This is a genomic window from Brucella sp. H1_1004 (genome assembly GCF_047308065.1).
Classification (GTDB): domain Bacteria; phylum Pseudomonadota; class Alphaproteobacteria; order Rhizobiales; family Rhizobiaceae; genus Brucella; species Brucella pseudogrignonensis_B.
This window is the reverse complement of record NZ_JAYKZA010000001.1, coordinates 745,967-771,306: the sequence shown is the minus strand read 5'-3', so window position 1 is coordinate 771,306 and position 25,340 is coordinate 745,967. Positions and strand designations below refer to the sequence as shown.

Here is a 25,340-nt window from a genome sequence, read left to right as displayed (position 1 = left end):
CTGGTGCATCGCATGAAAAAGATCATCACAATCGGCGAAATCGTCGTTGAGATCATGGCTATCGAAACCGGCAACGGCTTCAAAAGCGCCATTCCATTGATTGGCCCTTTTGCTTCCGGCGCACCGGCAATCTTCATTGATCAGGCAGCCAAGATGGGCCAGCCTTGCGGTATGGTCAGTGCGGTAGGCAATGACGACTTTGGCACTCTCAACATCGAACGTTTGCAAAAAGACGGCGTGGATGTGTCAGCAATCAGTGTGCATCCAACAGCCGCCACAGGCAGCGCGTTCGTGCGTTATCGTCCAGATGGTAATCGCGATTTCATCTTCAACATCAAGCACAGTGCATGCAGCGCAATTGGGCTGACACCTGAAGCGCAAAAGCTAATCGAGACTGCCGACCATTTGCATATTATGGGTTCAGCACTCTTTTCTGATGGCATTGTTGACGCTATCCACGAAGCAACGCTGCGCATCAAAGCTAAAGGCGGCACGGTCTCATTTGATCCGAATATCCGCAAGGAAATGCTTGATCTGCCGGGTATGCGCGAGGCACTCGTCCATGCGCTTGAACATACCGATTTGTTCATGCCAAGTGGGCCTGAAATCTTCCTATTCACCAAGGCGACGGAAGAAAAAGCCGCCATTGAAGAATTGCTCGCTCGTGGCATCAAGGCAATTGTGATTAAGCGTGGCGCTGAAGGTGCAAGCTACTTCGACCAGTCTGGCGAAGTCACAGCCCCCGCATTCAAAGTCAATGAGATCGATCCAACAGGCGCAGGTGACAGCTTTGGCGCGGCCTTCGTCACCTGCTGGTTGCGCGGTCTCGCACCAAAAGAAGCATTGACCATAGCCAACGCGACAGGCGCGCGCGCCGTTGGTGTCAAAGGCCCAATGGAAGGCACATCAACGATGGATGAAATCAACGCATTCATCGCCAAAAACGGAGTCCCGTCATGAGCAGCACTCAGACCTTGAGCAAACTTCCCACGCGTTATGCAAGCGGTGCGCGGGGAGGCATCACCTCAATCTGCTCGGCTCATCCTCTGGTTATCGAAGCAGCCCTTCTTGAAGGCATTGCCACCAACACCGACGTTCTGATCGAGGCCACCTGCAATCAGGTCAACCAAGATGGCGGCTATACCGGCATGACACCGGCAGATTTCCGCCGTTTTGTCGAAGACATCGCAGCGCGTCTCGGCTTTGATACCAAGCACCTTATTCTGGGTGGTGATCACCTCGGCCCCAATCCGTGGAAGCATTTGTCGGCTGAAGAAGCCATGGCCAAATCCGAAGTGATGATGGATGGATTTGTGCGTGCAGGCTTTACCAAAATCCACCTCGACACGTCGATGGGTTGCGCTGGCGAACCTGTTGCACTGCCTGATGCTGTGACTGCTGAACGTGCAGCGCGTCTTGCCAAGGTTGCAGAAAAAGCAGCCGCTGAATCCGGCTTTGATCTGCCTGTTTATATTGTCGGCACGGAAGTTCCGATCCCGGGCGGCGCAATGGAAGAGATCGAAGATCTGGAACTGACCAAGCCAGATGCAGCGCTTGAAACCATCGCCATTCACCGCAAGGCTTTTGCAGCTCTTGGCTTAGAGGATGCGTTCTCGCGCGCCATCGGCGTTGTCGTGCAGCCGGGCGTGGAATTCGGCAATGAAAACGTTGTCTATTACGACAGCAACAAGGCGAGTGCTTTAAGCGGCGTTCTCAACGAAGTGCCGCAATTTGTCTTTGAAGCCCATTCGACCGACTATCAGCCGGTTGAGGCACTATCAGCTCTGGTTCATGATGGCTTTGCCATTCTGAAAGTTGGACCGGGTCTGACGTTTGCGCTGCGTGAAGCACTCTATGGTCTTGATCAGATTGCAGCTTTCCTCGACAAACTGCCAGAAGAAGAGACGGTTCGCGGCAAGCTTGAGAAGCTGCTTCTCAACGAACCCAAGAACTGGGAGAAATATTATCATGGCGATGCGGAAGAACTGCGTCTTCAGCGCCATTTCTCCTATAGCGACCGCATTCGTTATTACTGGCCACATCCGGAAGCCACAGCTGCCGTCAATGACCTACTCAAGCGCCTTGAAGGTCGCAAAATTCCTGAAACGCTGATCAGCCAGTATCTTGGCACGCTTTATCCGGCTGTTGCAGCCGGCAAGGTTGAAGCCACACCGCATGCCCTGATGGTCGAAGCCGTCAGAAATGTCATCCGGGTTTACGGCAAAGCAGTCGGTACGCATTAATAAACTAAATAGAAAGGGCGGAATTTCCGCCCTTTTTTATTATCGTCAAATGGTACTCGAAGTTTAATTCGAGAAGTCGCCCTGTCTTGTAAAGGCAATGCCATTCTGATCGAACAAATGGCATGATTGTGCATCAAAACTTGCCTTGATCGAAGCATCACCAGAGATCGGCGCTGTGCCCGGCGTAATGATGCAGAACGTCTCGCTCATGCCTTCCGGAGTGCTGTAAACGATTGTCTGCTGACCAAGGCGCTCAACAACAGATGGCTGCACCGTGATTGCAACTTCACCGTCACCGATTTCGACATGCTCAGGACGAATGCCCAGTGTAAGCGTCTGGCCGACGTCTGGACGCGCGGCTTCTTCGCAAAGAACCGGCAGAACCAATTCGTTGTTTCCGAGCTTAACACGCGCATAGCCGTTGCTCTCAAAACCAGCAAAGGTGACCGGCAGCATATTCATACGCGGGTTACCGATAAAGCCTGCAACGAAGCTGTTACGCGGCTTGTTGTAAAGCTCGAGCGGCGTACCAACCTGCGAGATGTTGCCACCTTCAAGCACCACAATGCGATCAGCCATTGTCATGGCTTCAACCTGATCATGCGTCACATAAATCATTGTTGCGCCAAGCTGCTTGTGCAGCTTGGTCAGCTCGATACGCATGTCGGCACGAAGCGCTGCATCAAGATTGGAAAGCGGCTCATCGAACAGGAAAATCTTCGGTTCACGCACAATCGCACGGCCAATCGCTACGCGCTGACGCTGGCCACCGGATAGCATGCCGGGCTTTTGTTCAAGGCGCTGATCGAGATGCAGGATTGAGGCCGCATGTTCTACTTTGCGCTTGATGGTCGCGTTATCAGCACCTTCGACGCGCAACGGAAATGCGATATTCTCAAAAACACTCATATGCGGATAGAGCGCATAGCTCTGGAACACCATCGCGATGCCGCGCTTGACCGGAGGCAGGTCGTTGACGCGCTTCTCATCGATGACAATATCGCCAGACGTCGTATCCTCAAGGCCTGCGATCATGCGCAGAAGCGTGGACTTGCCGCAGCCCGATGGTCCGACAAAGACCATGAACTCGCCTTCGTTCACTTCAAGGGATACGTTCTTGACGACGTCAAACTGGCCGAAGCTCTTGACAATATTCTTGAGGGATAATTTTCCCACGCTGCTCTCCTGCGGCCGAAAACTCGTTTTAGTACCGCCCTGCAAAATGATCTTGCAGGGCGGTTCAGTCTCAGTTTTATTTAAGGTTCTTCAGCTCTTGATCAGCCTTCTTCAGCGCGTCTTCAGGCTTTGCATCGCCTGTGACAACAGACTGAACCATAGCGATCATGACGTTCTGGAAACCGCGCCAATCAGTGAAGAGCGGCTCTGCACCACCATACTGAATGCCTTCAATCAGCGGACGCCAGTAAGGAATATCAACCATAACCTTATCAACCGCTGGTGACGGACGCATTGGCGTCAGACCTTCATCGGTTGCCAGTTCATACTCTTCCTGAATTGCAGGTGACGTGATGTATTTGGCAAACTCGGCTGCCTTTTCTTCCACCCCTGAATCCTTGAACACGGCTAGGCTGTCGGTGATGACGAGCGTGCCCGGACCTTTTGAATCAGGACCAACGGGGAGTGTTGCAATGCCCCAATTGAACTTGGAATCCTGCAAACGAACAGCAGCACCCGAACCGCCCTGAATCATACCAACTTTGCCGTCGAGGAAGATCGCGCGCACTTCGTTCTGTTCGTAGGCGGTTGGACCTTCCTGCGAATAGGACTTGATGTCATTATAAGCATTGAGTGCTGCAAGAACCTGCGGGTTGTCGATGACGACTTCGCCCTTATCGTTCACGATCTTGCCGTCATTGGTGTAAACCCAATGCAGGAACTGGTGAACGGTGTTGTCGAAGGTCTTAGCAGACAGGCCATAGCCCGGAATGCCGGTCTTTTCTTTGATGACCTTGGCGAATTCGATTTCTTCAGCCCATGTGCGTGGTGGCCGTTCTGGATCAAGACCAGCCTGCTTGAACAGGTCCTTGTTCCAGTAAAGAACCTTGGTCGAAAGCGCGATTGGTACGCCCCACTGGGTGCCGTCATAGGTAACGGTTTCAACCACATGTGGGAAATAAGCGCTTTTTTCTTCGTCCGTCATCGGAACAGACACGATCATGTCGTTGTCAGCAAATTCCTTGAGCGTGCGCGAGCCGACATAAGCGATTGCTGGCGGCGTGCCTGCGGCTGCAAGCGTCGTTGCCTTGTCCTGGCACTGTGCCCAGCCGACAACTTCAACAGCGATCTTCCAATCCGGGTTCTTTTCTTCCCAGGCCTTGATGTATTTGTCGTGTGTCTTGTCGAGCTTGTCGCCGCAATAGATCCACGATATCTCCTGCTGTGCTGCCGATGCACCGAGCGTGCCAAGCATCGTGCTGCCTGCGAGAACGAGCGCCGCAGCTCCCATTTTAAATATCGTCGTCACCTCTGAAAACTCCCTTATGATGATAGATCTTTAGACGGATTGTTATTGCTTCACAGCACCTGCGGTCAGTCCTCCGACCAGATAGCGCTGTAGTAAGAAGATGATGATCATCGCTGGTGCGATGCCCACAAAAGACGCCGCCATCAGCTCATTCCAGACGACTTCCTGCTTGCCGAAGAAGGCAAAGAGGCCTACCGGCAGCGGCATGTATTCCGCCTTGGAATTGAACGTCAGCGCGAAGATAAACTGCTGCGCATAGGCCCCGATGAAGGTGGTGATCGCCACAACGATGATACCCGGCATGGCGATCGGCAGGATAACCCGGCGCAATGTGTAGAAGTGACTTGCGCCATCCATATAGGCAGCTTCATTCAACTCACGCGGAATACGCATCATATAAGTGCGCAGCAGCCAGATCGCCGCCGGAATAAGGAAGGCAACGCCCGGCACGATCATCGCGGCATAGGTGTTGAGAAGCTGAAAACTGCGCATCAGGCGGAACAGCGGGATCAGCAGAACCGCGCCTGAAAACATATTGATTGCCAGAAAACCGCCAAGGATCAGCCCTGCCCCACGAAACTCAAAACGTGAGAAGGCGTAAGCCGCAGGCACCACCAGAATGAGCACAATGATTGTGACCACTGACGAGATAAAGAACGAGTTGAAGATGTAGCGTCCGAATTGCGGAACGCTCTTCCACATCGAAAAATAGGCATCAAAACTGCCATTTTCCGGCCAGAACCGATAGGGCGAAGAGAACAGCTGGTTTAATGGCTTCAATGAAACCAGAAACCCTTCAAAGAATGGTGCGAGCAGGAAGATCATAAAGATCGCAATGCCTACATAAGCACCAATTTTTTCAATCCACGTATAGCGGTCGATAAGCGGTGTATTTTGCGGTTGGCTCATTATGTTTCCCCTTACGCAAGTTTTTCGGGGCTGATGCGCCGCGTGACACGGAAATAGGCAAGGCAGAACAGCGACAGGAATATGCAGATGGTGACGGCACGCGCCGCACCTTCGCCATAACGCTTCGAGCCAATAGCCGTCTGATAGGTGTCGATAATCATCGTGGTGGTCGAACCGTTCGGGCCGCCCTGCGTCAAAATCCAGATGATGTCGAACGAGTTGAATGTCGCAATGGTCGAGAGCATCGACATGGTGATGATGGCTGGCAGCATCAGCGGCAGCGTCACCCGGCGGAAGCGATACATGCGACCTGCGCCATCAGTCCAAGCGGCTTCATAGAGATCTTTCGGGATCGCCTGAAGGGCCGCCAAGAAATAGAGCGTCACCATCGGCACACCGATCCAGACGTCCGTGACAATCGTTGCCCAGAAAGCCGTGTTGCCATAAGCGAGGAATGCAACCGGTCCATCGACCAGCCCAAAGCGCTGAAGCATGCCCGAAATCATGCCGAACTGGCCATTATACATCCAGCTCCACATGAAAATGCCGATAGCCATTGGCACGATCCACGGTGGCATAATCATCAGGCGGAACAATGCACGCCCCGGCAAAGCCATATTGAGAAGCACCGCTCCAAACATGCCAATCGTGATCTTCATCAACACCGAAAAGAACGTCCAGACGAATGTCCGGCCAATAACAGCCATAAACTGCGCATTGGCGATCTTGTCGTAGTTAGCCCAGCCGACCCAATTGGTCGTGCGACGCAGCGATGCGTCGGTGAAGGACAGGATGAAAGTGTCGATCAGCGGATAGGCGACGATTGCCAGCACATAGATAAGTGCCGGTGCAAGCATGACCCAAGCAAAGATGACTTTGGAGCGTTGCATTCCCATGTATCAGGTCAAACTTTCTGAAGTGCTGTGTCGAAGCGATCCCAGACGGGACGCAGATCGATGACCGTGCGCTTTTCACGCGCTTCATCCATTGCCATGGCAAGAATGCCCGCTTCCATCGCATCAAGCGGCGAAACAGGCAGTGGTCCGCCATGCATGACATGGGCGATCACTTCTTCCGCCATTTTCTCATCCGCACCGTAATGCTGCGAAAGCTCGGTGCGTGTCGCATATTCCTTGTGAATAGTGCGCTTTTCGTTCAGCACTTCATGCACATCGAAATAACCGCGAATGAAGTCGCCCTCAGCCTGACCGCGCGTTCCGAAAATCGCAAAACGACGGAACTGGTCCGGCGCATTCAGATTGGTGTGGAAGTTCATGCCGACACCATTGGCATATTCAATGATCGCAACCTGATAATCGATGATGTCACCATCGGAATCGAAAACTTTGTCGGAACCTTCCCAGCCGGTCGGCTTGCGATGGAACAGTGACATGTCGTTGATGCCTTCACGGCGTGGATCATTTTCCGGAATGAAGGTCTTGCGGCCACCAAAGCTTGCAACCCGCTCAGGGCGCGATCCGATCACGCTATTGTAAAGATCGAGATCGTGGCAGCACTTCTCAAGAAGGAAGCTGCCCGACCACTTCGAATAGCGGCGCCAGTCGCGCATGAAGAATGCGCCGTGATATGGATAGATGTGCTCTGCGGCTTCAACCGAAACGATATTGCCCAGCAAACCATCGGTCTTGGCCTGCATCAGATCGCGATACATCGGCGCATAGCGCAACACGAGACCAACCAGCAAACGCTCCTGACCGTGTTTGGCAAGAAGCTCAGCCAGCGCATAGGTCTGCTCAATTGATGATACAATCGGCTTTTCGGTGAAAACGGTAAGACCAGCTTCAAGACCCACACGAATATGATCAAGATGCATATGGTTTGGTGAGCCGATCATCAGAAGATCGAACGTTTCATTAGCGATCAGCTCTTCCGGCGTCGCATATTGCTTGCCAGCCGAAATGCCATGCTCATCCAGCTCTGCCATGCCCGCAGGCGCAGGGTCTACATAGCCGACAATCTCGAACTCGGGATCAAGTGCATTGAAGACAAAACCCAAATAACCCAGACGATATCCCAGTCCTACAATGCCGACTTTCACGATAAACTCCCAATCGATTTTTTAGTAAGATGAAAATTATCACCACAAAATGTCAAGATAAAACACAAGGAATTTAGCAAAACAAAAACTTTTCACACAGACTTGATGAGGTCCAGAAATAGCATTCCGGCCATCTGCCTTAAAAGAAATCAAATTGCTCGAAATCTGTTCAATATGTACAAATTGCAATCATTCCGCATTAAGATTGCAATTTTAATGAATAAAAACAGGAATTTAATGGATTTACGATTTCGCAATAAGCAGATCGGACTGACAAGAAATGATGTACTTTTGTTATAAATTCTGGCTGCACGAAGCGCATGACGTCATGCAGAATTCGCAACAAAGGAATTTAATAAACATTAAATTACAAACGGCTAAATTTTAGGATGGACAAAATCCATTGAAGACGATGATATAGTTGCTAACAAGGCCAAGGCCTCTATCCCGCATGATTTGTGGCCAAGCCGACAAAGACTCAGCGGGATCTCACTTATCTAAAACGCGCTCACCGAAAACAGGTTTATCTTTCGGAATGCGCACAAATCTGCTGGTGGAGAATTGCATGCCTAGCCTATTCCGACTTGAAAATTCGTGGAACGCAAATCCCGCACCAGCCGGAACCATGACAATCGAAGTGTTTAACCTGTCGGATGAAACACTGACCAATTTCTCACTTTGCTACACCAGCATCACCCGCATTGTTGGAGAGCCACAGATCACGAACGGACATTTTGTCCTGCATGATGGCAGCTTCAACGAAATAGCTGCGCCCAAAGGCTTCACATTGAAGCCGGGCGAAACATGGACGGTGAGCGTCGCACCACTTAATCGCTCACCATTTCATGTTAATGACGGAGCGAAGACGGCTTATCTCAAATGTGCCGATGGCCGTTTAATCCACATTGAGACCGGCGAACTTGCACTTTCGGGTCAGAACCTCCCTCTGCCCGGCCCGCGTCTGCCAGAAGGCCGTCTTACGCTTCCGTTTGCCCTACTACCATGGCCCGTGAAGTTCGAGGCTGAGGCAGGCAGCACACCAATTGCTCTGCATCCCGCAGAAGGCACCGACCTTTCAGGTCTGCGTGCGCTTTCGCTGGTTGAGGAGCTTCATGCACGACTGTTCCCGCAGGCACGTCAGGTCTTTTCGCTGAAAGCAGTTGAAGGCGGCCGCGCTGTTGCGATCAGAACCGACACGGGCATCAAGAAAAGCGGCTTCAGCATCGATTTCACGGCTGAGCTAATCACGGTTACTGCCTCTGATGCCGATGGCACGCGCCATGGTCTTATCGCTCTGGCACAAATTCTTGATGGTGCAAAGCAGGAGGCAGAACGCTTCAAATTTCCCGTTTCTGGCCGCATTGAAGATGCGCCACGCCATGATTGGCGCGGCTGCCTTCTGGACGTTTCGCGTCATTTCTGGACACATGATGAAGTTAAGCGCTTCCTCGACATCATGGCCTGGTATCGCCTCAACACCTTCCATTGGCATCTGACCGACGATGAAGCATGGCGCATTGAAATTCCGGAACTGCCGGAACTGACAGGGATTGGCGCAACCCGCGCTCCGAACAGTGCGATGCTGCCGCAGCTTGGCGATACGACTGAACCGTCGCACGGCCTTTATACCCAGGAACAAATCCGCTTAGTGGTCGCACATGCGCAATCACTTGGCATCGAAGTGGTGCCGGAAGTCGACATGCCCGGCCATTGCAAGGCAGTACTGACCGCTCTGCCGTATCTTCAGGATCGCAATGAAGCCAATGAGTCTTACAAAACCGTTCAGGGCTTCACGAATAATGCGCTCAACCCAGCCATGCCAGCGACATGGGAATTTGTGAAGACAATCCTTGACAATATCGTCGCTCTCTTCCCGGGGCGCTATATCCATATCGGCGGCGACGAAGTGGCCGACAATTCGTGGATTGGCTCACCGCTTGCACGCGAATTGATGGAACGCGAAGGGCTTGAAGGCACCTTTGAACTGCAATCGTGGTTCATGCGCAGGCTCAAGATCATGCTGGAACAGCGCGGCCGTGTTCTCGCTGGCTGGAACGAAGTCGCGCATGGTGGTGGCGTGCAGCCGGAAGGCACTTTGCTGATGGCATGGCAGGCACCAGAAATCGGCATTGAGCTAGCAAAGCAGGGTTACGACGTCGTCATGACGCCGGGTCAGGCCTATTATCTTGATATGGCGCAGTCGCATAACTGGTGGGAACCGGGCGCTGGCTGGGCGGGCGCTTCCACGCCAGAAGAAAGCTATGCCTACGAAGCTGCTGGTGATTTCCCGCCGGAACTGGCACAGCATCTCAAGGGTGTTCAGGCATGTATCTGGTGTGAACATTTCACCACGCACGCTTATTTTAACGACCTCACCTTCCCGCGTCTTTTGGCGGTGGCGGAAGCTGCGTGGACCCCAGCATCGGAAAAGGATTGGCTGCGCTTTGCTGTGCAGGCACGCCGTCATCCGCTATTTTGATCCTCATGTCCTGCACGGTTATAGCCGTGCAGGACAAGGCCTATTGTGAAAATAGTGGCGCACTGAATGTCGACCTCGAGCCTCGATCTTGTCCGGCAATATCTGATCGTGCGAGCCAGCACGATCGCGATCCTGTTTTTTGGCTTCGCAGGGGCGGCCACAACGCCATATCAGCCGATCGTGGGCATCCGCGTCATCGGCTTAAGCGACTTCACCTATTCGGTTGTGGCCTTCTGCGCCGTTGTCGCCAATCTCGCGGCCAGCATTGCTATCGGACTGGTTTCTGACCGCATCGGGCGTTATCGCGCGCCGATGGTTATCGTTACAGCCCTTGGTATTGTAGGTTTCGGCCTGATCTGGCTGTTTCCATCGCCATGGGTCTTTGCGCTGGCAACCATCGGCCCGATTGCACTTTTCAACGTCATCAGCACATTGCTTTTTGCCAATATCCGCAATCACTCGGCTGGAATGACACCGATTGAACTCAGCGATTCGATCACAATTGTTCGGATGGCGATTTCAATCGCGTGGATTCTTGTGCCCGGACTTGTCGGTGCTGTGCTGGCCGGAACCGGCTCGCCTCTGACCGCCTATTCCTTTGCAACGCTGCTTTCACTGGGTTGCTTTCTGTCGATCATGACGCTGATGCCCCATGATCATAAGCCGGACACAAACGCGCATAGCACAAAGCCATCAAGCCTTGCCGATCTTCAGCGCCTGATTTCACCCGGCGTTTTCATCCGGTTGATTGGAACCGCGCTCATAACCTCGGTTTTGCATGTGAATGCTATTGCACTTCCGCTCATCATTACAGGGCGCGGTGGTGGATCGGTCGAAGATGTCGGCATGGTCATGGGCTTGGTGGCAGGGCTTGAAGCAGTGCTTATGCTGGTCTGGGCCCGTATTGGTCGCCGCCGAAGTCAGATCGGCATCTTCTTTGTCGCATCATTGCTTTACGCAATCTATTTGATCTGGCTTGCATTCCTCACCACACGATGGGAGATTTACGCCGCATCAGCGATTGGGGGGATTGGTGCAGCAGCAATCGTGAGCCAGCCAATAAGCTATCTGCTTGGCATCATTCACGATCGGCCCGGCCTGTCGGCTTCGCTTATCGCAATCAACATGTTTGTCGGCGGCGGCCTAGGAACAGCGCTTTTTGCAATCGGCACAAGCATTGCTGGCTATGGAACTGTCACCATCATGGGAGCTATCGCAGGATTGGCCGGTGTCGCGATACTGGCAAAGGTAGAATACAACAAAAACTGAGGGGATTGCTTTGAGCCGGATATTACTGGAAGTCTGCGTCGATGATGCAGAAGGGTTGGACACCGCAATCAAAGGCGGTGCAGATCGGATCGAGCTATGCTCGGCCCTCGCAATCGGCGGGCTGACGCCTTCCATTGGTCTCATGCAGCTTTCAGCCAAAGCACCAATTCCGATCATGGTAATGATACGGCCGCGCGCAGGCAGCTTTGTCTGGACCGAAGATGAATTGCAGATCATGGAAGCCGAAATTGCAGCCACACGAGCTCTCGGCCTCGCGGGCGTTGTGATTGGCGCCAATCTGCCCGACGGCAGGCTTGATAGACCTGCATTGGAGCGACTGGTCAATGCAGCCGATGGTCTTGAGATCGCACTGCATCGCTCAATCGATCTTACCCCTGACGCGGCAGAAGCCGTACAAATAGCTATCGAGCTTGGTATCAACCGGATTTTGAGTTCAGGCGGTGCCTTGAAAGCCGTATCCGGTCTCAAACGCCTTGCGGAAATGCAGAGTGCTGCCAAAAACAAAATCACCATCATGCCGGGTTCGGGCGTGAATATGGGAACACTTGCCGAGATCGCTGCGGCATTGCCTGGTCTAACTGAAATTCATGCATCCTGCAGTGCGCCAATCGATGCGGATGAGATTTTGCTGAATTTCGGCTTCGCCGTACCGGGTGCAACAAGAACTACGGCAGCCAAAGTTGCCGAACTGCGTGAAGCCCTCAAGGCAATTGCCGATGGCAGGCAGCCGCCTTCCTGATTTAAACAGCCATCCGTGCTCAGGAATGGCTGACATGCAAACGGAGCAAAACAAAATTTGTGTTAAAATAAACAACTGACATTAGAAATTTGTGTTGAAGTAAAATTCTCTTTTCAATAGAAAATTACAACACAAGGAAAGGGCCGGAGTTGCAACCGACAGAAGACCTCTATCAGACTGTGCAAGCAGCAGTGCCGGAGCTCACTCCGAAGCTGCGTGGCATATGCCTGTTGATCGAAAACGATCCGGTAGGCTTCATTCGCTCAACAGCACGCGAATTGTGCAACCAGCTTGGTACTTCAGAACCAACGCTCATCCGCTTCTGCCAGCGCTTTGGCTATGCAGGTCTTGCGGATTTTCGCATCGATCTTGCTTTGTCGCTTGCCCAGCGTCCCGGCCTCGTCCCCACTGGCGTGGAAGCCAATCCGGTTGATCGTCGCGCCGTCAATTATGACGCCAAGGATGCAATCGGACGCAAGGCGGTCAGTCTCCTTGAAGGCGATACAGCTGTGCTGTTCGATAACGGCTCCAGCATAGAGCGCTTCGCAGCGCATCTGGGCAATCTTGCACCGCTTATCGTGATGACCCGCAGTCTCGACGTTGCCCAGACCGTGCTTCGCCATAAACAGCATCAGGTGATGCTGACTGGTGGTAGCATTCGCCGTGAAACCATGTCCGTCTCCGGACGACTGGTCGATACGGCTCTTTCCCAGATGCGTTTCGATACTTTCGTGATGGGGGCAGACAGCATTGAGCCAGAGACGGGCGTCAGCACTTTTCTGGAAGACGAGGCCCATGAAAACCGCGCGATGATCGAGGCTTCTGGCCGTGTCATCGTTCTGGCCGACAAGACCAAATTCAGCAAACCACGACTGCATCGTATCTGCGCAATGGATCGGATTACGGCGATCATAACCGATCTTGAACCCAATCACGAAATAGCCAACCGCATCCGCGAACGCGGTGTGCGTGTCATCAGTACTCAAGAGGACGGCGTTAATGACTAAACTGGAAACGAGCCACACCTGGCAGGAAATTCATGCACAGCCGGGCATCTGGCAGGCTTGGGCAGCACCTCTTGCCACCCAGTCGGCTGAAATCCGCGAATGGATCGCCGCCAAGGGTATCAAGCGTATCGTTTTCAGCGGCGCAGGCACCTCGGCTTTCATCGGTCAGGCTCTTGCATCGGTCAAGGCTGGCCCGATTTCGCTTAACGCCATTCCGACCACCGACATTGTTTCCAATCCGTCTGAAACGCTGTCTGATGATGGCGAACTGCTCGTCGTGCAGTTTGGCCGCAGCGGCAACAGCTCGGAAACCATCGCAACACTCGACCTGCTGGATGAGCATTTTCCGAAGGCACACCGCCTCAACATCACCTGCAATGGCGAAAGTACACTGGCCGTTCGGGCAGCGAAAGGCCCTGGCGAACAGCGCGTGATCGTTCTGCCAGCAGCAACGCACGATCAGGCTTTTGCAATGACGTCGAGCTACACGACAATGCTTTTGTCGGCGCTCGCCTGCATTGATAGCAATGTTGATGTCGCCGACAAACTTAACAAGCTCTCGGCTGCGGGTACTAAGGCACTTGCACAGCTCGACGCAACGCCTGCCCCGCATCCAGACCGCGCAATCTTTCTGGGCTCCGGCGCACTGACCGGCGTTTCGCGCGAAAGCGCACTCAAAGTTCTGGAGCTGACCGCAGGTCAAGTCATGACAAATTGGGATAGCACGCTCGGCTTCCGTCATGGTCCAAAAGCTTCGGTTGTCGGCAGCACCCGCGTTGTGGTCTTCATTCACCCGGATCAGCATACCGCGCGTTATGATCGCGACATCGCAGTTGAAATTGCTCAGCAGTTCCCGACAGCAACTGTTACGACTGTTGGTGGCGAAGGCTGTGATATTGCGCTTGATCTTACCGGCGACAGCCGCTGGGATGCCGTACTCTACGTGCTTTTGGCGCAAATCTGGTCCGCCCGCTGGTCGGCAGAACTCGATCTCAACATCGACAATCCATTCATTGATCAGGGCAACCTGACACGCGTTGTTTCCGGGGTTAAGATTTACCCCTTTGCAGCATGAAACACGAGGTCAGCATGATCTGCGGCGCCATTGATCTGGGCGGCACCAAAATTGAGGGCCGCCTGTTCGACGCAAATATGGAAACAGTTCTGACACGGCGTATTCCAACGCCCGTCAGCGACTTTGAGGCCTTTATCGATGGGCTTTCGGCACAGATTGAATGGCTGACCGAGACGGCGGGCAATCCAAATCTGCCCGTCGGCATCAGCCTACCGGGATGGATTGATCCAGCCACCGGACACGGCTTCGCATCCAATATTCCCATCACCGGTCGCGATGTGGGCACAGCACTGGTCAAACGTTTCGGGCGCAGCTTTCCGCTGATGAACGACTGTATGGCTTTTGCTTATTCGGAAGCGCATGGCGGTGCAGCCGAAGGCAGCGAAGCAATGATTGGCCTGATCGTCGGCACCGGCATGGGCGCTGGTGTGGTCATCAATGGCGAAATTCCACCACGTTATAACGGTCTTGCACTGGAAATCGGTCACACGGGTATGCCTGCACGCGTTCTGAGCGAGCAGAACCTGCCATTGATTCCTTGCGGCTGCGGCAAGACAGGTTGCATGGAACGCTATGTTTCCGGCACGGGCCTTGCCGATATTTCCAAGATCAAGCTCAATGAGACCATCTCCAATCAGGAACTGACATTGCGCGCGTCCAATGGCGATGCGAACGCAGAAAAGATTCTCGATGACTGGGCTGATCTGATGGCGGAATCGCTTCTGACCATGCAGCTTGTCGTCGATCCGGATTGCTTCGTTCTTGGCGGCGGTCTTTCCAATATGGACGGGGTTGCCGAACGCGTCTCAAAGGCATTTGAAAAGCGCAAGCTCGGACCCACACGCATACCCGCCATCAGAACGGCACGTTTTGGTGATAGTTCGGGTGCACGCGGCGTTGCGCTCTATGCGCTTAATCATTCTGGAGAAAGCCAATGACCCGTCTTGTTGCCCCCGATTATGTGTTTCTAAATGGGCGACTTCAGACTGGTCTCGTGGCCGAGATCGGCCAGCATGGCATCATCCGTCTTCGCCCGCGAAAGTCGGATGAAACGCCGGACCTCACGCCGCATGTGCTGATGCCAGCCTGCATCGACCTGCAGGTCAATGGTGCGGGCGGCGTCATGCTCAATTCGGAAACCAGTGCAAAGGGCATCGCGCACATCATCTCGACATTGCGCAAACTCGGCACTGCCTGGGTTCTGCCAACGCTCATTACCTGCGAGCCGGAGCGCATCATTCAGGCAGCCCATGCTGCCGTTGAATGCAAGGGCATGGATGGCTTCTTCGGTCTGCACATTGAAGGCCCGCATCTCAATCCTGTCCGCAAGGGCACGCATCGCGTTGAATTCATCCGCCCGATAGATGCATCCACGCTTGAAGCGCTGAAAATTCTGCGCAAGGCGGATGTGCCTGTCATGCTGACGCTGGCGCCGGAAATGGTGCCGGGCGACACGATCCGCGAGATCGCTGATATGGGTGTCGTAGTTTCCGCCGGTCACACCAACGGCACGACGGAACAGGCCCGCGCCGGGCTTGAAGCCGGGATCCGCTGCTTCACCCATCTTTACAACGCCATGCCGCCAATGACATCGCGTGAGCCGGGTGTGGTCGGCACTGCGATTGGCAGCAATGCGTTTGTTGGCATCATTGTTGATGGACATCATGTGACATGGGAAATGGTCGGCATCGCATGGCGTGCACGCCCTAAGCGCGACCGCATGTTCCTCGTGTCAGATGCCATGTCCACCATTGGCGGGCCAGACCATTTCGAACTGTATGGCGAGCGTATTGAAGTACGCGATGGCGCACTGGTCAATGCAGCCGGTTCGCTTGCAGGCGCCCATATCGATATGGTCGGCTGCCTTGCCAATCTCGTTCAGCATGTCGGCGTGTCGCTTGAAGAAGCCGTTCGCGCGGCCTGTGTTGTGCCTGCCGATGTGATGGGCGTAACTAGCCCGAACCTTGGTGCCGGAACGCCACTGCCAGAAGTTCTTGCTCTGGATAACAATCTTCAGCGCATTTCTCTCTGAAATTTACATTATATATGGAGTCCCGTCATGAGCAGCACTCAGCGCTTACGCCACCTTCCCGCCCGTTATACTGGCGGCGAACGCGGAGGCATCACCTCGATCTGCTCGGCTCATCCTCTGGTTATCGAAGCAGCCCTTCTTGAAGGCATTGCAACCAAGACTGACGTTCTGATCGAAGCCACCTGCAATCAGGTCAATCAGGATGGTGGCTATACCGGCATGACACCGGCTGATTTCCGCCGTTTTGTCGAAGACATCGCAGCGCGTCTCGGCTTTGATACCAAGCACCTTATTCTGGGTGGTGATCACCTCGGCCCCAATCCGTGGAAGCATTTGTCGGCTGAAGAAGCCATGGCCAAATCCGAAGTGATGATGGATGGATTTGTGCGTGCAGGCTTTACCAAAATCCACCTCGACACGTCGATGGGTTGCGCTGGCGAACCTGTTGCACTGCCTGATGCTGTGACTGCTGAACGTGCAGCGCGTCTTGCCAAGGTTGCAGAAAAAGCAGCCGCTGAATCCGGCTTTGATCTGCCTGTTTATATTGTCGGCACGGAAGTTCCGATCCCGGGCGGCGCAATGGAAGAGATCGAAGATCTGGAACTGACCAAGCCAGATGCAGCGCTTGAAACCATCGCCATTCACCGCAAGGCTTTTGCAGCTCTTGGCTTAGAGGATGCGTTCTCGCGCGCCATCGGCGTTGTCGTGCAGCCGGGCGTGGAATTCGGCAATGAAAACGTTGTCTATTACGACAGCAACAAGGCGAGTGCTTTAAGCGGCGTTCTCAACGAAGTGCCGCAATTTGTCTTTGAAGCCCATTCGACCGACTATCAGCCGGTTGAGGCACTATCAGCTCTGGTTCATGATGGCTTTGCCATTCTGAAAGTTGGACCGGGTCTGACGTTTGCGCTGCGTGAAGCACTCTATGGTCTTGATCAGATTGCAGCTTTCCTCGACAAACTGCCAGAAGAAGAGACGGTTCGCGGCAAGCTTGAGAAGCTGCTTCTCAACGAGCCGAAGAACTGGGAGAAATATTATCATGGCGATGCGGAAGAACTGCGTCTTCAGCGCCATTTCTCCTATAGCGACCGCATTCGTTATTACTGGCCACATCCGGAAGCCACAGCTGCCGTCAATGACCTACTCAAGCGCCTTGAAGGTCGCAAAATTCCTGAAACGCTGATCAGCCAGTATCTTGGCACGCTTTATCCGGCTGTTGCAGCCGGCAAGGTTGAAGCCACACCGCATGCCCTGATGGTCGAAGCCGTCAGAAATGTCATCCGGGTTTACGGCAAAGCAGTCGGTACGCATTAATAAACTAAATAGAAAGGGCGGAATTTCCGCCCTTTTGTTGCTGAATAATAAGCTAACGACGGGTTAAGATCGGCGCGCGTGACGCAATGACATTTGCAATCTCTAACCGGACCGCGGATCTGAGGCAAAGCCCTGCGATGCGCTCATATAGCCCTCCCGCTATAAATCTCTCATCTACCCGCGTTTCGGCTATTCTGATGATATGAAGCTTGCATAACCCTCGCCCAGCGTCTTGCTGATAAAGCGGGAGTAGTGGTCATAGGCTGCATGTTCTCGTGTCACGCGCCCAAAGACTGGCGTTTCAAAAACCTTCATCGGTATAAGCGCCAAAGGCACTGATACAGGTGTCAGTTGCGCGCCCTGCCCTGCCCGCAATGTCGTGAGAATGCCGTACATTTCACCTGCGATGCTTGGGCGCGACAGAACCGCCATCCGATATTGGCCAGACGTGTTGGTTACAAGATAAACATGGCCTGAGAGGTGCGGAACAGAAACACGTCCATGCTGCGAAAAAGACGTATCGGTGCGCTCGCGCTCTTCAAACTTCAGATGGGTATTTTCGGCATCCCAGCTGATATCTGTACAATAAGCGAAAATATCGGATTGATTGCCAAAGGACGGGCGAAGCGTGAGAAAGGTCCCTTCAAGCCAGGAGACACCGGCACGCGAATAGGCACCCAGTTCTTCTGCAGCATGTCCATGCGGCGCGGCTGGCTTTGGCTTCTCCGTTTCCAGCTGATCGCGCAGTTCAAACCCCATGGCCTGTTCAAGCCGGATGATGGTGGCAAGCGTGAAAGGCCTATGTCCTGACAATGCTTTTTCAAGCGTCGACAGGCTGATGCGCGCCTCATCCGCCAGATGCTGACGGGAAATTCTGCGCCGCGCAATCTCCTCACGCACACGTTCAGCGACACGGCTATTCATCTGATCGGGCAAAACCCCATCTTGCTGAGACATGAGAACTTCCTGAATCCGTACTTCTCTTCACAATTCCACACATAAGCGGAACCGGCAAGGTGGCTTGCGGCAAAGTCCGGATAAAACTTGGGAAAGCTTACGCTGGCACTAAAACACCGCTTTGGCAAAAATTGTCTCCAGTTATCCGATAGTTACAGGAGCGCATCATGTCGCCTGCCATCAGACACTCTCATCGCAGCGGAAGGGCAATCAGCCTCTCGCAGTTCTGCAAACTCATCTGGTTTGTGAACATGCTGATACTGCCAATCCTTGCCGTTGTTCTTTCGCTTCTCAACGTGGCTTCAGCCCGTGCTGAGACGCCGGCCTATCTGACGCCGAATGCAGTACAAAGCGGAAGCCTTCTGCTGCAAGGCAGCAAAGAAGGTCAATATGTCGAAGCCCCACGCATCAGCACTGACTACAATATCGATGTCAGCGGCCCAACCGCCCGCGCCCGCCTCAGCCAGATTTTTGAAAATCCGACCAATGGCTGGGTTGAAGGGCTCTATGTTTTCCCGCTGCCAGAAGACAGCGCGGTCTATTCCTTGAAAATGATCGTGGGTGACCGGGTTATCGTTGCCGACATCAAGGAAAAGCAGGCTGCACGCGAAATCTACGAGAAAGCCAAAAGCGAAGGCAAGAAGGCTGCGCTCATCGAGCAGCAGCGGCCAAACATCTTCACCAATGCTGTCGCCAATCTGGGTCCGCACGAGAAAGTCGTCATCCAGATCGAATATCAGCAGGCTGTGCGTCTCAGCGACAATCGCTTTTCACTGCGCCTGCCGCTTGTTGTGGCGCCGCGCTATAATCCTGAAAATATCGATCCGATCGAACAGAGCGCCGATCTTTCCGGTGGTTGGGGACAGCCTAAAACGCGACCAGCGCCCGGCCCGGACAACAGCGCAATTGAAACACCGCTCATCATACCCGGTGAGGAGCCGAGTGAGGAGCGTATCAATCCGGTAACGATCACGGTCGATCTCAAACCCGGTTTCCCCGCAACCGATATCAAGAGCCTTTATCATCCTGTGCGCATTGATCGACAGAACGAGCAGACAGCCAAAATCATTCTCGATGGAAAAGCCACAGCGGATCGCGACTTCGTCCTCGAATGGCAAGCAGCCCAAACGGATATGCCGAATGTCGGGCTGTTTCGTGAACGGGTCGGCAATGAGGACTATGTACTTGCCTATGTGACCCCTCCGCTTGCCAAAACCAATGCAGCTCAATCGCGTGAGATCGTCTTCGTCATCGATAATTCAGGTTCGATGGGTGGCACATCGATGACACAGGCCAAAGCCAGTCTCGATTATGGCCTCTCGCATCTCAATCCCGGCGACCGTTTCAACGTCATTCGCTTTGACGACACGCTGACCAAATTCTTTGAGGATTCCGTCGATGCCACACAGCAGAATATCAATGATGCCCGCCAGTATGTTGCCAGCCTCGAAGCTGTCGGCGGAACAGAAATGCTGCCCGCACTGCACGCGGCTCTTGATGACAGCCACCAGAAAGATGGTTTGCGCCAGATCGTGTTCCTGACTGATGGCGAAATCAGCAACGAACAGCAGATGTTCGATGTCATCGCATCGCGCCGTGACCGCTCGCGCCTCTTCATGGTCGGCATCGGCTCAGCACCCAATACTTACCTGATGAGCAAGGCATCGGAACTTGGTCGCGGCACCTTCACACATATCGGTTCTTCTGAAGAGCTGGAACAGCGTATGCGTGAGCTCTTTGATAAGCTGCAGAATCCAGGTGTCACCGATCTAAAGGTCAATTTCTCACAGGAAGGCACCAATCTGACACCCGGTATTCTACCGGATATCTATCATGGCGAACCGTTGGTGATTGCTGCCCGTACAAAAAATGCAGCTGGTACCATTACAGTTCAAGGTACAGTTGGAAGCCGTCCCTGGACGATCACCCTGTCACTTGATGCAGTAAGCCCCGCGGAAGGCATTTCGAAAATTTGGGCTCGTCGCAAAATCGATGATGCGGAAGTGGACATGAAGCTCGGCAAGATTTCAGTCTTGGCAGCCGACACGCGTATCCTCAATCTGGCATTGGAACACCATCTGGTGACACGTCTCACAAGTCTTGTCGCTGTCGATCAGACGCCAGCACGTCCTGCAAACACACCCCTCACCCGTGCTGATATTCCTTTGGAACTTCCTGCCGGATGGGATTTCGAGACTTTGTTTGGCAGTCGTGCAGAACGCAGCGTGCTTGATCATGCGGATGCCGGGCAGGACCAGATCAAGGTTCGCACTCAAGAGCGTGTCAATGTGCCGAGAGTTCCGGCACCTGCAACGCCTCTGCCGCAAACCGCAACACCAGCAACACTTAATATGCTGCAGGGGCTGGGCGTCGTTTTCATCGGTTTCCTGATCTTCTGGTTCTCACGCCGCAGGGGGAATGCATAATGAGTATTGTTATTACCCAGAATAAGAAGTCAAAGGAGCGCGCTTGGTCGCGCTCCCCCCTCCCCATTCTGTCTGTTGCCGTTATGGTTTGTGGTCTTGTGCTTTTTGGCCAGGGTCTTTGGATTCACGCCAAGGCATATGCAGCGCAAATTCTTCTAGAGTGGGCGTTCACGCAAAGCATCGCCTCAGGTGACAAGGTCAAACCGTGGAGCTGGGCCGATACCTGGCCGGTCGCACGTATCGAAGCGCCACGACTGGCTGCATCAGCCATTACTCTGAATGGCGTAGGCGGACAGGCTCTCGCGTTTGGTCCCGGACATTTACAGAACACACCCAAGGCCGGTGAAGCGGGAACCGCAGTCTATGCTGCACATCGCGATACGCATTTTGCTTTCTTAAAGAATGTCGAAAAAGGCGATCTCATTCGCATCACCCGGGATGACGGTAAGATATTCACATATCGCGCCACTCAGATGACCGTCACCCGCTGGGATGAAGCCCAAATCGATATTCACGCTTCCGGCTCATATCTGGTTCTAGCGACCTGTTATCCCTTTGAAGCGGTTACACAAGGCCCACTTCGTTATCTCGTCTATGCCGAGTTGGAAGAATAATCAGTTTGAATATTATATCGCACTGTCGACCGTCGAGTATTTAAGCGCCAAAAACGGACCAGTTCATCTCCCTGCAAAGCTTTTCCAGCGCGTAAGTCCCCAACAGAGAATTTCCATGCTGATTAAGACCCGGAGACCAAACAGCGATTGATGCGACACCAGGCACTATAGCTAATATGCCGCCACCGACACCACTTTTTGCCGGAATCCCAACACGAAAAGCAAAATCACCTGACCCATCATAGTGCCCACACGTCATCATAAGAGCATTAATACGTAACGCACGCTCAATACTGACAATGCGATGATCGCTCACCGGGTTTCGACCGGAGGCGGAAAGGAAAAGCCCAGCCTTCGCAAGCTGTTCACAAGACATCGCAAGCGCACATTGATGATGATACACACCAAGCACGTGTGAGGGAATGTTATCCAGATTTTGGTTTGCCTTTAACAGGTTAGCGAGAGCTGCATTGTTGAAGCCGGTTTGATCTTCAGCCTCGGCAACAAAGCGATCAATATAAATATCATCATCGTCAGACACAGACTGAACAAACCGCACTATCTCGGCGATAGTCTCTCGTGGCTTATGCGAACCTAACAACACATCGGAGATAACAATCGCCCCTGCATTTATGAACGGATTCCGAGGAATACCTTTTTCAAGCTCCAGCAATACGCTTGAATTAAAGGGATCTCCGGATGGCTCCCGGTTCACACGTCGCCAAATGCTGTCACCTCTTTTGCCCAAAGCAAGCGTCAGAGCAAAGACCTTTGAAATGCTCTGGATAGAAAATTTTTCTTTTGAGTCTCCCGCAGAAATCAAAGTGCCATCATGTAACATGATGGCAATGCCAAATTTTGAGGGATCGATCTTCGCCAGTGGGGGAATATAATCAGCGACTTTACCACGTACTTCGGTGTTTTGAAGTTCGGCTTCGATGGCATCAATAACGGCACGCAAACGCTGCTTCAAGTCCACACCTTTGAAAAGTCGCTGTCATTTTAACAGAACCAACCAACGTCATAATGAGCCATTCAAGGTCTCTGGTTATGACAAACGGAAGCAGAATGGCTAAACAAAGTCAGCCATTCTGTCCATTCTCAAATGGAAAATCTTATCGCTTCACGTCAAAATTGCGGGTCTCAGGCATCATGAACATCGCTACAAGCGAGATGATGCTCGTCGCAACCACATAATATGCAGGTGCAACTGCACCGAAAATTCCAATAAGCCAAGTTATGATGAATTGTGTTGTACCACCAAAAAGCGTCGCCCCAATGGCGTAGATCAAAGAAACACCAGTCGCACGCAAAGCGATCGGCATCATCTCAGGTATGGCAACCAGACTGGCCGCACCACTCATAGAGGTAAGCAAAGTGACTGCTGCGGTTACAACAAGAAGCACTGTTGCATCTTTGGATTCTGAGAGCCAGAAGAACAACGGGATGATGGCCAACATCAAGACAATCCGCGGCCAGATCATTACGCTTTTACGCCCATATTTGTCAGCAAGATAACCTGCGACCAGCGCAAATAAAAAGGTCATTGTCCCGCCGAGAACCGTTCCTGCCTGCGCAAGAGTAGCTGGTAATTTCAGCGTTTGAATCGCATAAGTTGTCATATAGTTGCCCACCTGCGTGGACACGGTTGTTGAAATAATAACGAGAATTCCCAGAATGAGATAACGCGAATGGTCTGAGAAAACCGAAGATACGATTTGGGCACCGCTTTTGTCGCTCGGTTTTTCCAACGTCTCCGGCAACGCACGGCGAATATAGACCGCTAGTGGAATAAGCGCGAGCGACACCAAGAACGGAATGCGCCAGCCCCATGAAACGAGTTCTTCATGAGTAAGATACCATGACACCAGAACACCCATCAGGCCACCGGCTACAACTGCAATCCCCTGACTGGCAATTTGCCAGCTTGCATAAAGACCACGTTTATCACGTGGAGCAGCCTCAATAAGCATTGCAGAAGCGGGGCCGACTTCACCACCAAGAGCCAAACCTTGCAATAATCGACACATCAAAACGATGATCGGTGCCGCAATACCAATTGTTTCATAGCCCGGCGTCGCGGCCAAACCCAACGTTCCCACTGTGATCAGCGTTACAGTGAGAATCATCGCTGCACGGCGACCTGCCTTGTCTGCAAATGCTCCAATCAAAACACCGCCAAGTGGACGGGTAAAAAAGCCAACACCGAATACAGCCACTGATGCCAGCAAACTCGCAGTTTCACTGCCAAGCGGGAAAAACGTTTGTCCAATGTAAACCGCAAAAAACGAATAGACGATGAAATCGTAAAATTCGAGCGCATTCCCTGCAACAGCCGCCGCTATCGCTTTAACCGGTGGTTTATCTGATCGTTCATGGTCATCGATTGATCCAGCGGATTGCGTGTGCATCATACAAGTATTCATGGTTGTCCTCCGATAGTGTAGTAATCCGTCAAATCTGGGGGGTATCTGTTGCAGCTAGGAACGCTTCTGTGAGGGCAACCCAATAGGCCGCGCCATCGACAATACTCGCGTCATTGAAATCAAACCCCGGATTATGCAGCGCGCAGCTTTGCGAACCTGGCTGGTCGCCATTTCCTAAGAAAATATAAGAGCCTGGTCGCTCTTCGAGCATGAAAGAGAAGTCTTCGCTGCCTGTCATCGGAGTCGTTTGAGCGACGAAGTTACTCGCGGCAGCAAAGCTCTCTCCAACTTGACGTGCGAATTTGGTCGCTGCGGGAGAGTTTTGTAGCGCTGGGTAACCGCGACAATAATCGATTTGAGCTATGACCCCGAAACTTTGAGCCTGAGCAAGTACAAGTTCACGAATTCTTTGCTCAAGGAGATCCCGCACTTCCGGTTTAAAACACCGAACAGTCAATTCAAGCTTCGCAGTTTCAGGAATGACATTATTTGCAACCCCAGCCTGCATTACACCCACAGTCACCACCGCTGTATCAAGCGGGTTGATATTGCGCGCCACGACCGTTTGAAGCGCCATCACGATGGAAGCAGTTGCGGTAATGGGATCAGCTGTCGTGTGTGGTTGCGCGCCGTGTCCCCCACGGCCTTCAATGGTGATAAAAACGGTGTCCGAAGACGCCATCATCGCACCATCGTAAAACTGCAATTGCCCCTGCGGAACACCCGGCATATTGTGAATTGCAAACACTGCATCGCACGGAAACTTCTTGAATAATCCGTCAGCAACCATCCGCGCGGCACCGCTGTCTGGTCGGCCATATTCCTCTGCCGGCTGGAAAATTAGGTTCACCGTACCATGAAAATTTTTGCGTTCTGCTATCGCCTTTGCCGCAGCAAGCAGCATCGTTGTATGACCATCATGCCCGCAAGCATGCATTACACCCGGATTGACACTTGCATATGAAAGTCCTGTTTCCTCCGAAATTGGGAGCGCATCCATATCTGCTCTAATGCCAATTGCATTTGCACTGTTACCATGGCGAAGCTGGCCGACAATTCCTGTCGTTCCAACATTTCTTGCGACAGCGTAACCCCACTTTTCCAACAATGAGGCAACAAGCTCGCCCGTTCGAACTTCCATAAAGGCTAATTCCGGATGTTGGTGCAGATCGCGCCTGATCGACACAAATTCCTCAATGTCTCGCTCGATCAGCTGCCGGATATCGTTCATAAAACCACTCGCAATGCTCAATTATTTATCATGCTAGCTACGAGGTGCTTTTTT

21 protein-coding genes are annotated in these 25,340 nt (G+C 52.9%); 12 read left to right on the top strand and 9 right to left on the bottom strand.

Annotation, left to right across the window (positions count from 1 at the left end; all coding sequences use genetic code 11):
• Window positions 1-12: 12 nt before the first annotated feature.
• Together U2P60_RS03785 and U2P60_RS03780 are read left to right on the top strand one after the other, a co-directional pair.
• Entirely contained in the window at window positions 13-960 is a 948-nt protein-coding gene (locus U2P60_RS03785) for a sugar kinase (RefSeq protein ID WP_413571371.1), read from the top strand.
• Window positions 957-2,243, top strand: coding sequence for a D-tagatose-bisphosphate aldolase, class II, non-catalytic subunit (locus U2P60_RS03780; protein ID WP_413571369.1), 1,287 nt, complete (start codon window positions 957-959; stop codon window positions 2,241-2,243). Before U2P60_RS03785 ends, U2P60_RS03780 begins: the two co-directional genes overlap by 4 nt.
• A gap of 63 nt (window positions 2,244-2,306) precedes the next feature.
• Here the strand turns inward: U2P60_RS03780 and U2P60_RS03775 are convergent, their stop codons facing one another.
• From U2P60_RS03775 to U2P60_RS03755, 5 genes are all read right to left on the bottom strand, one after another.
• The gene (locus U2P60_RS03775; RefSeq protein WP_413571368.1) at window positions 2,307-3,419 is read right to left on the bottom strand and encodes an ABC transporter ATP-binding protein; all 1,113 of its coding nucleotides are present in this window, start codon (window positions 3,417-3,419) and stop codon (window positions 2,307-2,309) included.
• Window positions 3,420-3,495: 76 nt separating this feature from the next.
• A complete protein-coding gene (locus U2P60_RS03770) occupies window positions 3,496-4,710 on the bottom strand; it encodes an ABC transporter substrate-binding protein (RefSeq protein ID WP_413571988.1) in 1,215 nt (404 codons plus the stop codon).
• 60 nt (window positions 4,711-4,770) lie between these two features.
• Entirely contained in the window at window positions 4,771-5,637 is an 867-nt protein-coding gene (locus U2P60_RS03765; RefSeq protein ID WP_413571367.1) for a carbohydrate ABC transporter permease, read from the bottom strand.
• A gap of 11 nt (window positions 5,638-5,648) precedes the next feature.
• Window positions 5,649-6,533 (bottom strand): sugar ABC transporter permease, encoded by an 885-nt coding sequence (locus tag U2P60_RS03760; protein WP_310016031.1) that lies wholly within the window; start codon window positions 6,531-6,533, stop codon window positions 5,649-5,651.
• 8 nt (window positions 6,534-6,541) lie between these two features.
• Window positions 6,542-7,696 carry a Gfo/Idh/MocA family protein gene (locus tag U2P60_RS03755; RefSeq protein ID WP_413571365.1) on the bottom strand — a complete coding sequence of 385 codons (1,155 nt, stop codon included), beginning with the start codon at window positions 7,694-7,696 and terminating at the stop codon, window positions 6,542-6,544.
• 565 nt (window positions 7,697-8,261) lie between these two features.
• Between U2P60_RS03755 and U2P60_RS03750 the strand changes: the two genes are divergently transcribed.
• The 8 genes from U2P60_RS03750 to U2P60_RS03715 all read left to right on the top strand — a co-directional run bounded on the left by U2P60_RS03750 (window position 8,262) and on the right by U2P60_RS03715 (window position 17,632).
• A complete protein-coding gene (locus U2P60_RS03750; RefSeq protein ID WP_413571364.1) occupies window positions 8,262-10,175 on the top strand; it encodes a family 20 glycosylhydrolase in 1,914 nt (637 codons plus the stop codon).
• Between the two features lie 66 nt (window positions 10,176-10,241).
• Complete coding sequence (locus U2P60_RS03745) at window positions 10,242-11,444, top strand: MFS transporter (protein ID WP_413571363.1); 1,203 nt, start codon at window positions 10,242-10,244, stop codon at window positions 11,442-11,444.
• A 10-nt stretch (window positions 11,445-11,454) separates the two neighbouring features.
• A complete protein-coding gene (locus U2P60_RS03740; RefSeq protein ID WP_413571362.1) occupies window positions 11,455-12,204 on the top strand; it encodes a copper homeostasis protein CutC in 750 nt (249 codons plus the stop codon).
• A gap of 149 nt (window positions 12,205-12,353) precedes the next feature.
• Window positions 12,354-13,211: a transcriptional regulator gene (locus U2P60_RS03735; protein WP_313829282.1), complete on the top strand. Its 858-nt coding sequence runs from the start codon at window positions 12,354-12,356 to the stop codon at window positions 13,209-13,211.
• Complete coding sequence (locus tag U2P60_RS03730) at window positions 13,204-14,286, top strand: SIS domain-containing protein (protein WP_413571360.1); 1,083 nt, start codon at window positions 13,204-13,206, stop codon at window positions 14,284-14,286. Before U2P60_RS03735 ends, U2P60_RS03730 begins: the two co-directional genes overlap by 8 nt.
• 14 nt (window positions 14,287-14,300) lie before the next feature.
• Complete coding sequence (locus U2P60_RS03725) at window positions 14,301-15,224, top strand: ROK family protein (RefSeq protein WP_413571358.1); 924 nt, start codon at window positions 14,301-14,303, stop codon at window positions 15,222-15,224.
• Window positions 15,221-16,318 (top strand): N-acetylglucosamine-6-phosphate deacetylase, encoded by a 1,098-nt coding sequence (nagA, locus tag U2P60_RS03720; protein ID WP_413571356.1) that lies wholly within the window; start codon window positions 15,221-15,223, stop codon window positions 16,316-16,318. Before U2P60_RS03725 ends, nagA begins: the two co-directional genes overlap by 4 nt.
• A 27-nt stretch (window positions 16,319-16,345) precedes the next feature.
• Window positions 16,346-17,632: a D-tagatose-bisphosphate aldolase, class II, non-catalytic subunit gene (locus U2P60_RS03715; protein ID WP_413571354.1), complete on the top strand. Its 1,287-nt coding sequence runs from the start codon at window positions 16,346-16,348 to the stop codon at window positions 17,630-17,632.
• A gap of 189 nt (window positions 17,633-17,821) precedes the next feature.
• Here U2P60_RS03715 and U2P60_RS03710 read toward each other — a convergent pair whose 3' ends face one another.
• Window positions 17,822-18,589 (bottom strand): helix-turn-helix domain-containing protein, encoded by a 768-nt coding sequence (locus tag U2P60_RS03710; protein WP_413571352.1) that lies wholly within the window; start codon window positions 18,587-18,589, stop codon window positions 17,822-17,824.
• A gap of 167 nt (window positions 18,590-18,756) precedes the next feature.
• Between U2P60_RS03710 and U2P60_RS03705 the strand changes: the two genes are divergently transcribed.
• Both U2P60_RS03705 and U2P60_RS03700 read left to right on the top strand, forming a co-directional pair.
• Window positions 18,757-21,015 (top strand): marine proteobacterial sortase target protein, encoded by a 2,259-nt coding sequence (locus U2P60_RS03705; RefSeq protein ID WP_413571351.1) that lies wholly within the window; start codon window positions 18,757-18,759, stop codon window positions 21,013-21,015.
• Window positions 21,015-21,629, top strand: coding sequence for a class GN sortase (locus U2P60_RS03700; RefSeq protein WP_413571350.1), 615 nt, complete (start codon window positions 21,015-21,017; stop codon window positions 21,627-21,629). The genes U2P60_RS03705 and U2P60_RS03700 overlap by 1 nt, the downstream gene beginning before the upstream one ends.
• A 40-nt stretch (window positions 21,630-21,669) precedes the next feature.
• Here the strand turns inward: U2P60_RS03700 and U2P60_RS03695 are convergent, their stop codons facing one another.
• The 3 genes from U2P60_RS03695 to U2P60_RS03685 form a co-directional block, all read right to left on the bottom strand.
• Complete coding sequence (locus tag U2P60_RS03695) at window positions 21,670-22,602, bottom strand: glutaminase (protein ID WP_413571349.1); 933 nt, start codon at window positions 22,600-22,602, stop codon at window positions 21,670-21,672.
• A 142-nt stretch (window positions 22,603-22,744) separates the two neighbouring features.
• Window positions 22,745-24,055, bottom strand: coding sequence for an MFS transporter (locus tag U2P60_RS03690; RefSeq protein WP_413571348.1), 1,311 nt, complete (start codon window positions 24,053-24,055; stop codon window positions 22,745-22,747).
• Window positions 24,056-24,083: 28 nt separating this feature from the next.
• Window positions 24,084-25,307 (bottom strand): M20 aminoacylase family protein, encoded by a 1,224-nt coding sequence (locus tag U2P60_RS03685; protein WP_413571347.1) that lies wholly within the window; start codon window positions 25,305-25,307, stop codon window positions 24,084-24,086.
• Between the last annotated feature and the right edge of the window lie 33 nt (window positions 25,308-25,340).

What these genes read in the sequence shown, in the direction of transcription:
- U2P60_RS03705 (WP_413571351.1), top strand. Translation starts at nt 18,757, where the DNA reads ATGTCGCCTGCCATCAGACACTCTCATCGCAGCGGAAGGGCAATCAGC.
- U2P60_RS03760 (WP_310016031.1), bottom strand. Translation starts at nt 6,533, where the DNA reads ATGGGAATGCAACGCTCCAAAGTCATCTTTGCTTGGGTCATGCTTGCA.
- U2P60_RS03725 (WP_413571358.1), top strand. Translation starts at nt 14,301, where the DNA reads ATGATCTGCGGCGCCATTGATCTGGGCGGCACCAAAATTGAGGGCCGC.
- U2P60_RS03710 (WP_413571352.1), bottom strand. Translation starts at nt 18,589, where the DNA reads ATGTCTCAGCAAGATGGGGTTTTGCCCGATCAGATGAATAGCCGTGTC.
- U2P60_RS03690 (WP_413571348.1), bottom strand. Translation starts at nt 24,055, where the DNA reads ATGAATACTTGTATGATGCACACGCAATCCGCTGGATCAATCGATGAC.
- U2P60_RS03700 (WP_413571350.1), top strand. Translation starts at nt 21,015, where the DNA reads ATGAGTATTGTTATTACCCAGAATAAGAAGTCAAAGGAGCGCGCTTGG.
- U2P60_RS03770 (WP_413571988.1), bottom strand. Translation starts at nt 4,710, where the DNA reads ATGGGAGCTGCGGCGCTCGTTCTCGCAGGCAGCACGATGCTTGGCACG.
- U2P60_RS03750 (WP_413571364.1), top strand. Translation starts at nt 8,262, where the DNA reads ATGCCTAGCCTATTCCGACTTGAAAATTCGTGGAACGCAAATCCCGCA.
- U2P60_RS03765 (WP_413571367.1), bottom strand. Translation starts at nt 5,637, where the DNA reads ATGAGCCAACCGCAAAATACACCGCTTATCGACCGCTATACGTGGATT.
- U2P60_RS03745 (WP_413571363.1), top strand. Translation starts at nt 10,242, where the DNA reads ATGTCGACCTCGAGCCTCGATCTTGTCCGGCAATATCTGATCGTGCGA.
- U2P60_RS03780 (WP_413571369.1), top strand. Translation starts at nt 957, where the DNA reads ATGAGCAGCACTCAGACCTTGAGCAAACTTCCCACGCGTTATGCAAGC.
- nagA (WP_413571356.1), top strand. Translation starts at nt 15,221, where the DNA reads ATGACCCGTCTTGTTGCCCCCGATTATGTGTTTCTAAATGGGCGACTT.
- U2P60_RS03730 (WP_413571360.1), top strand. Translation starts at nt 13,204, where the DNA reads ATGACTAAACTGGAAACGAGCCACACCTGGCAGGAAATTCATGCACAG.
- U2P60_RS03785 (WP_413571371.1), top strand. Translation starts at nt 13, where the DNA reads ATGAAAAAGATCATCACAATCGGCGAAATCGTCGTTGAGATCATGGCT.
- U2P60_RS03715 (WP_413571354.1), top strand. Translation starts at nt 16,346, where the DNA reads ATGAGCAGCACTCAGCGCTTACGCCACCTTCCCGCCCGTTATACTGGC.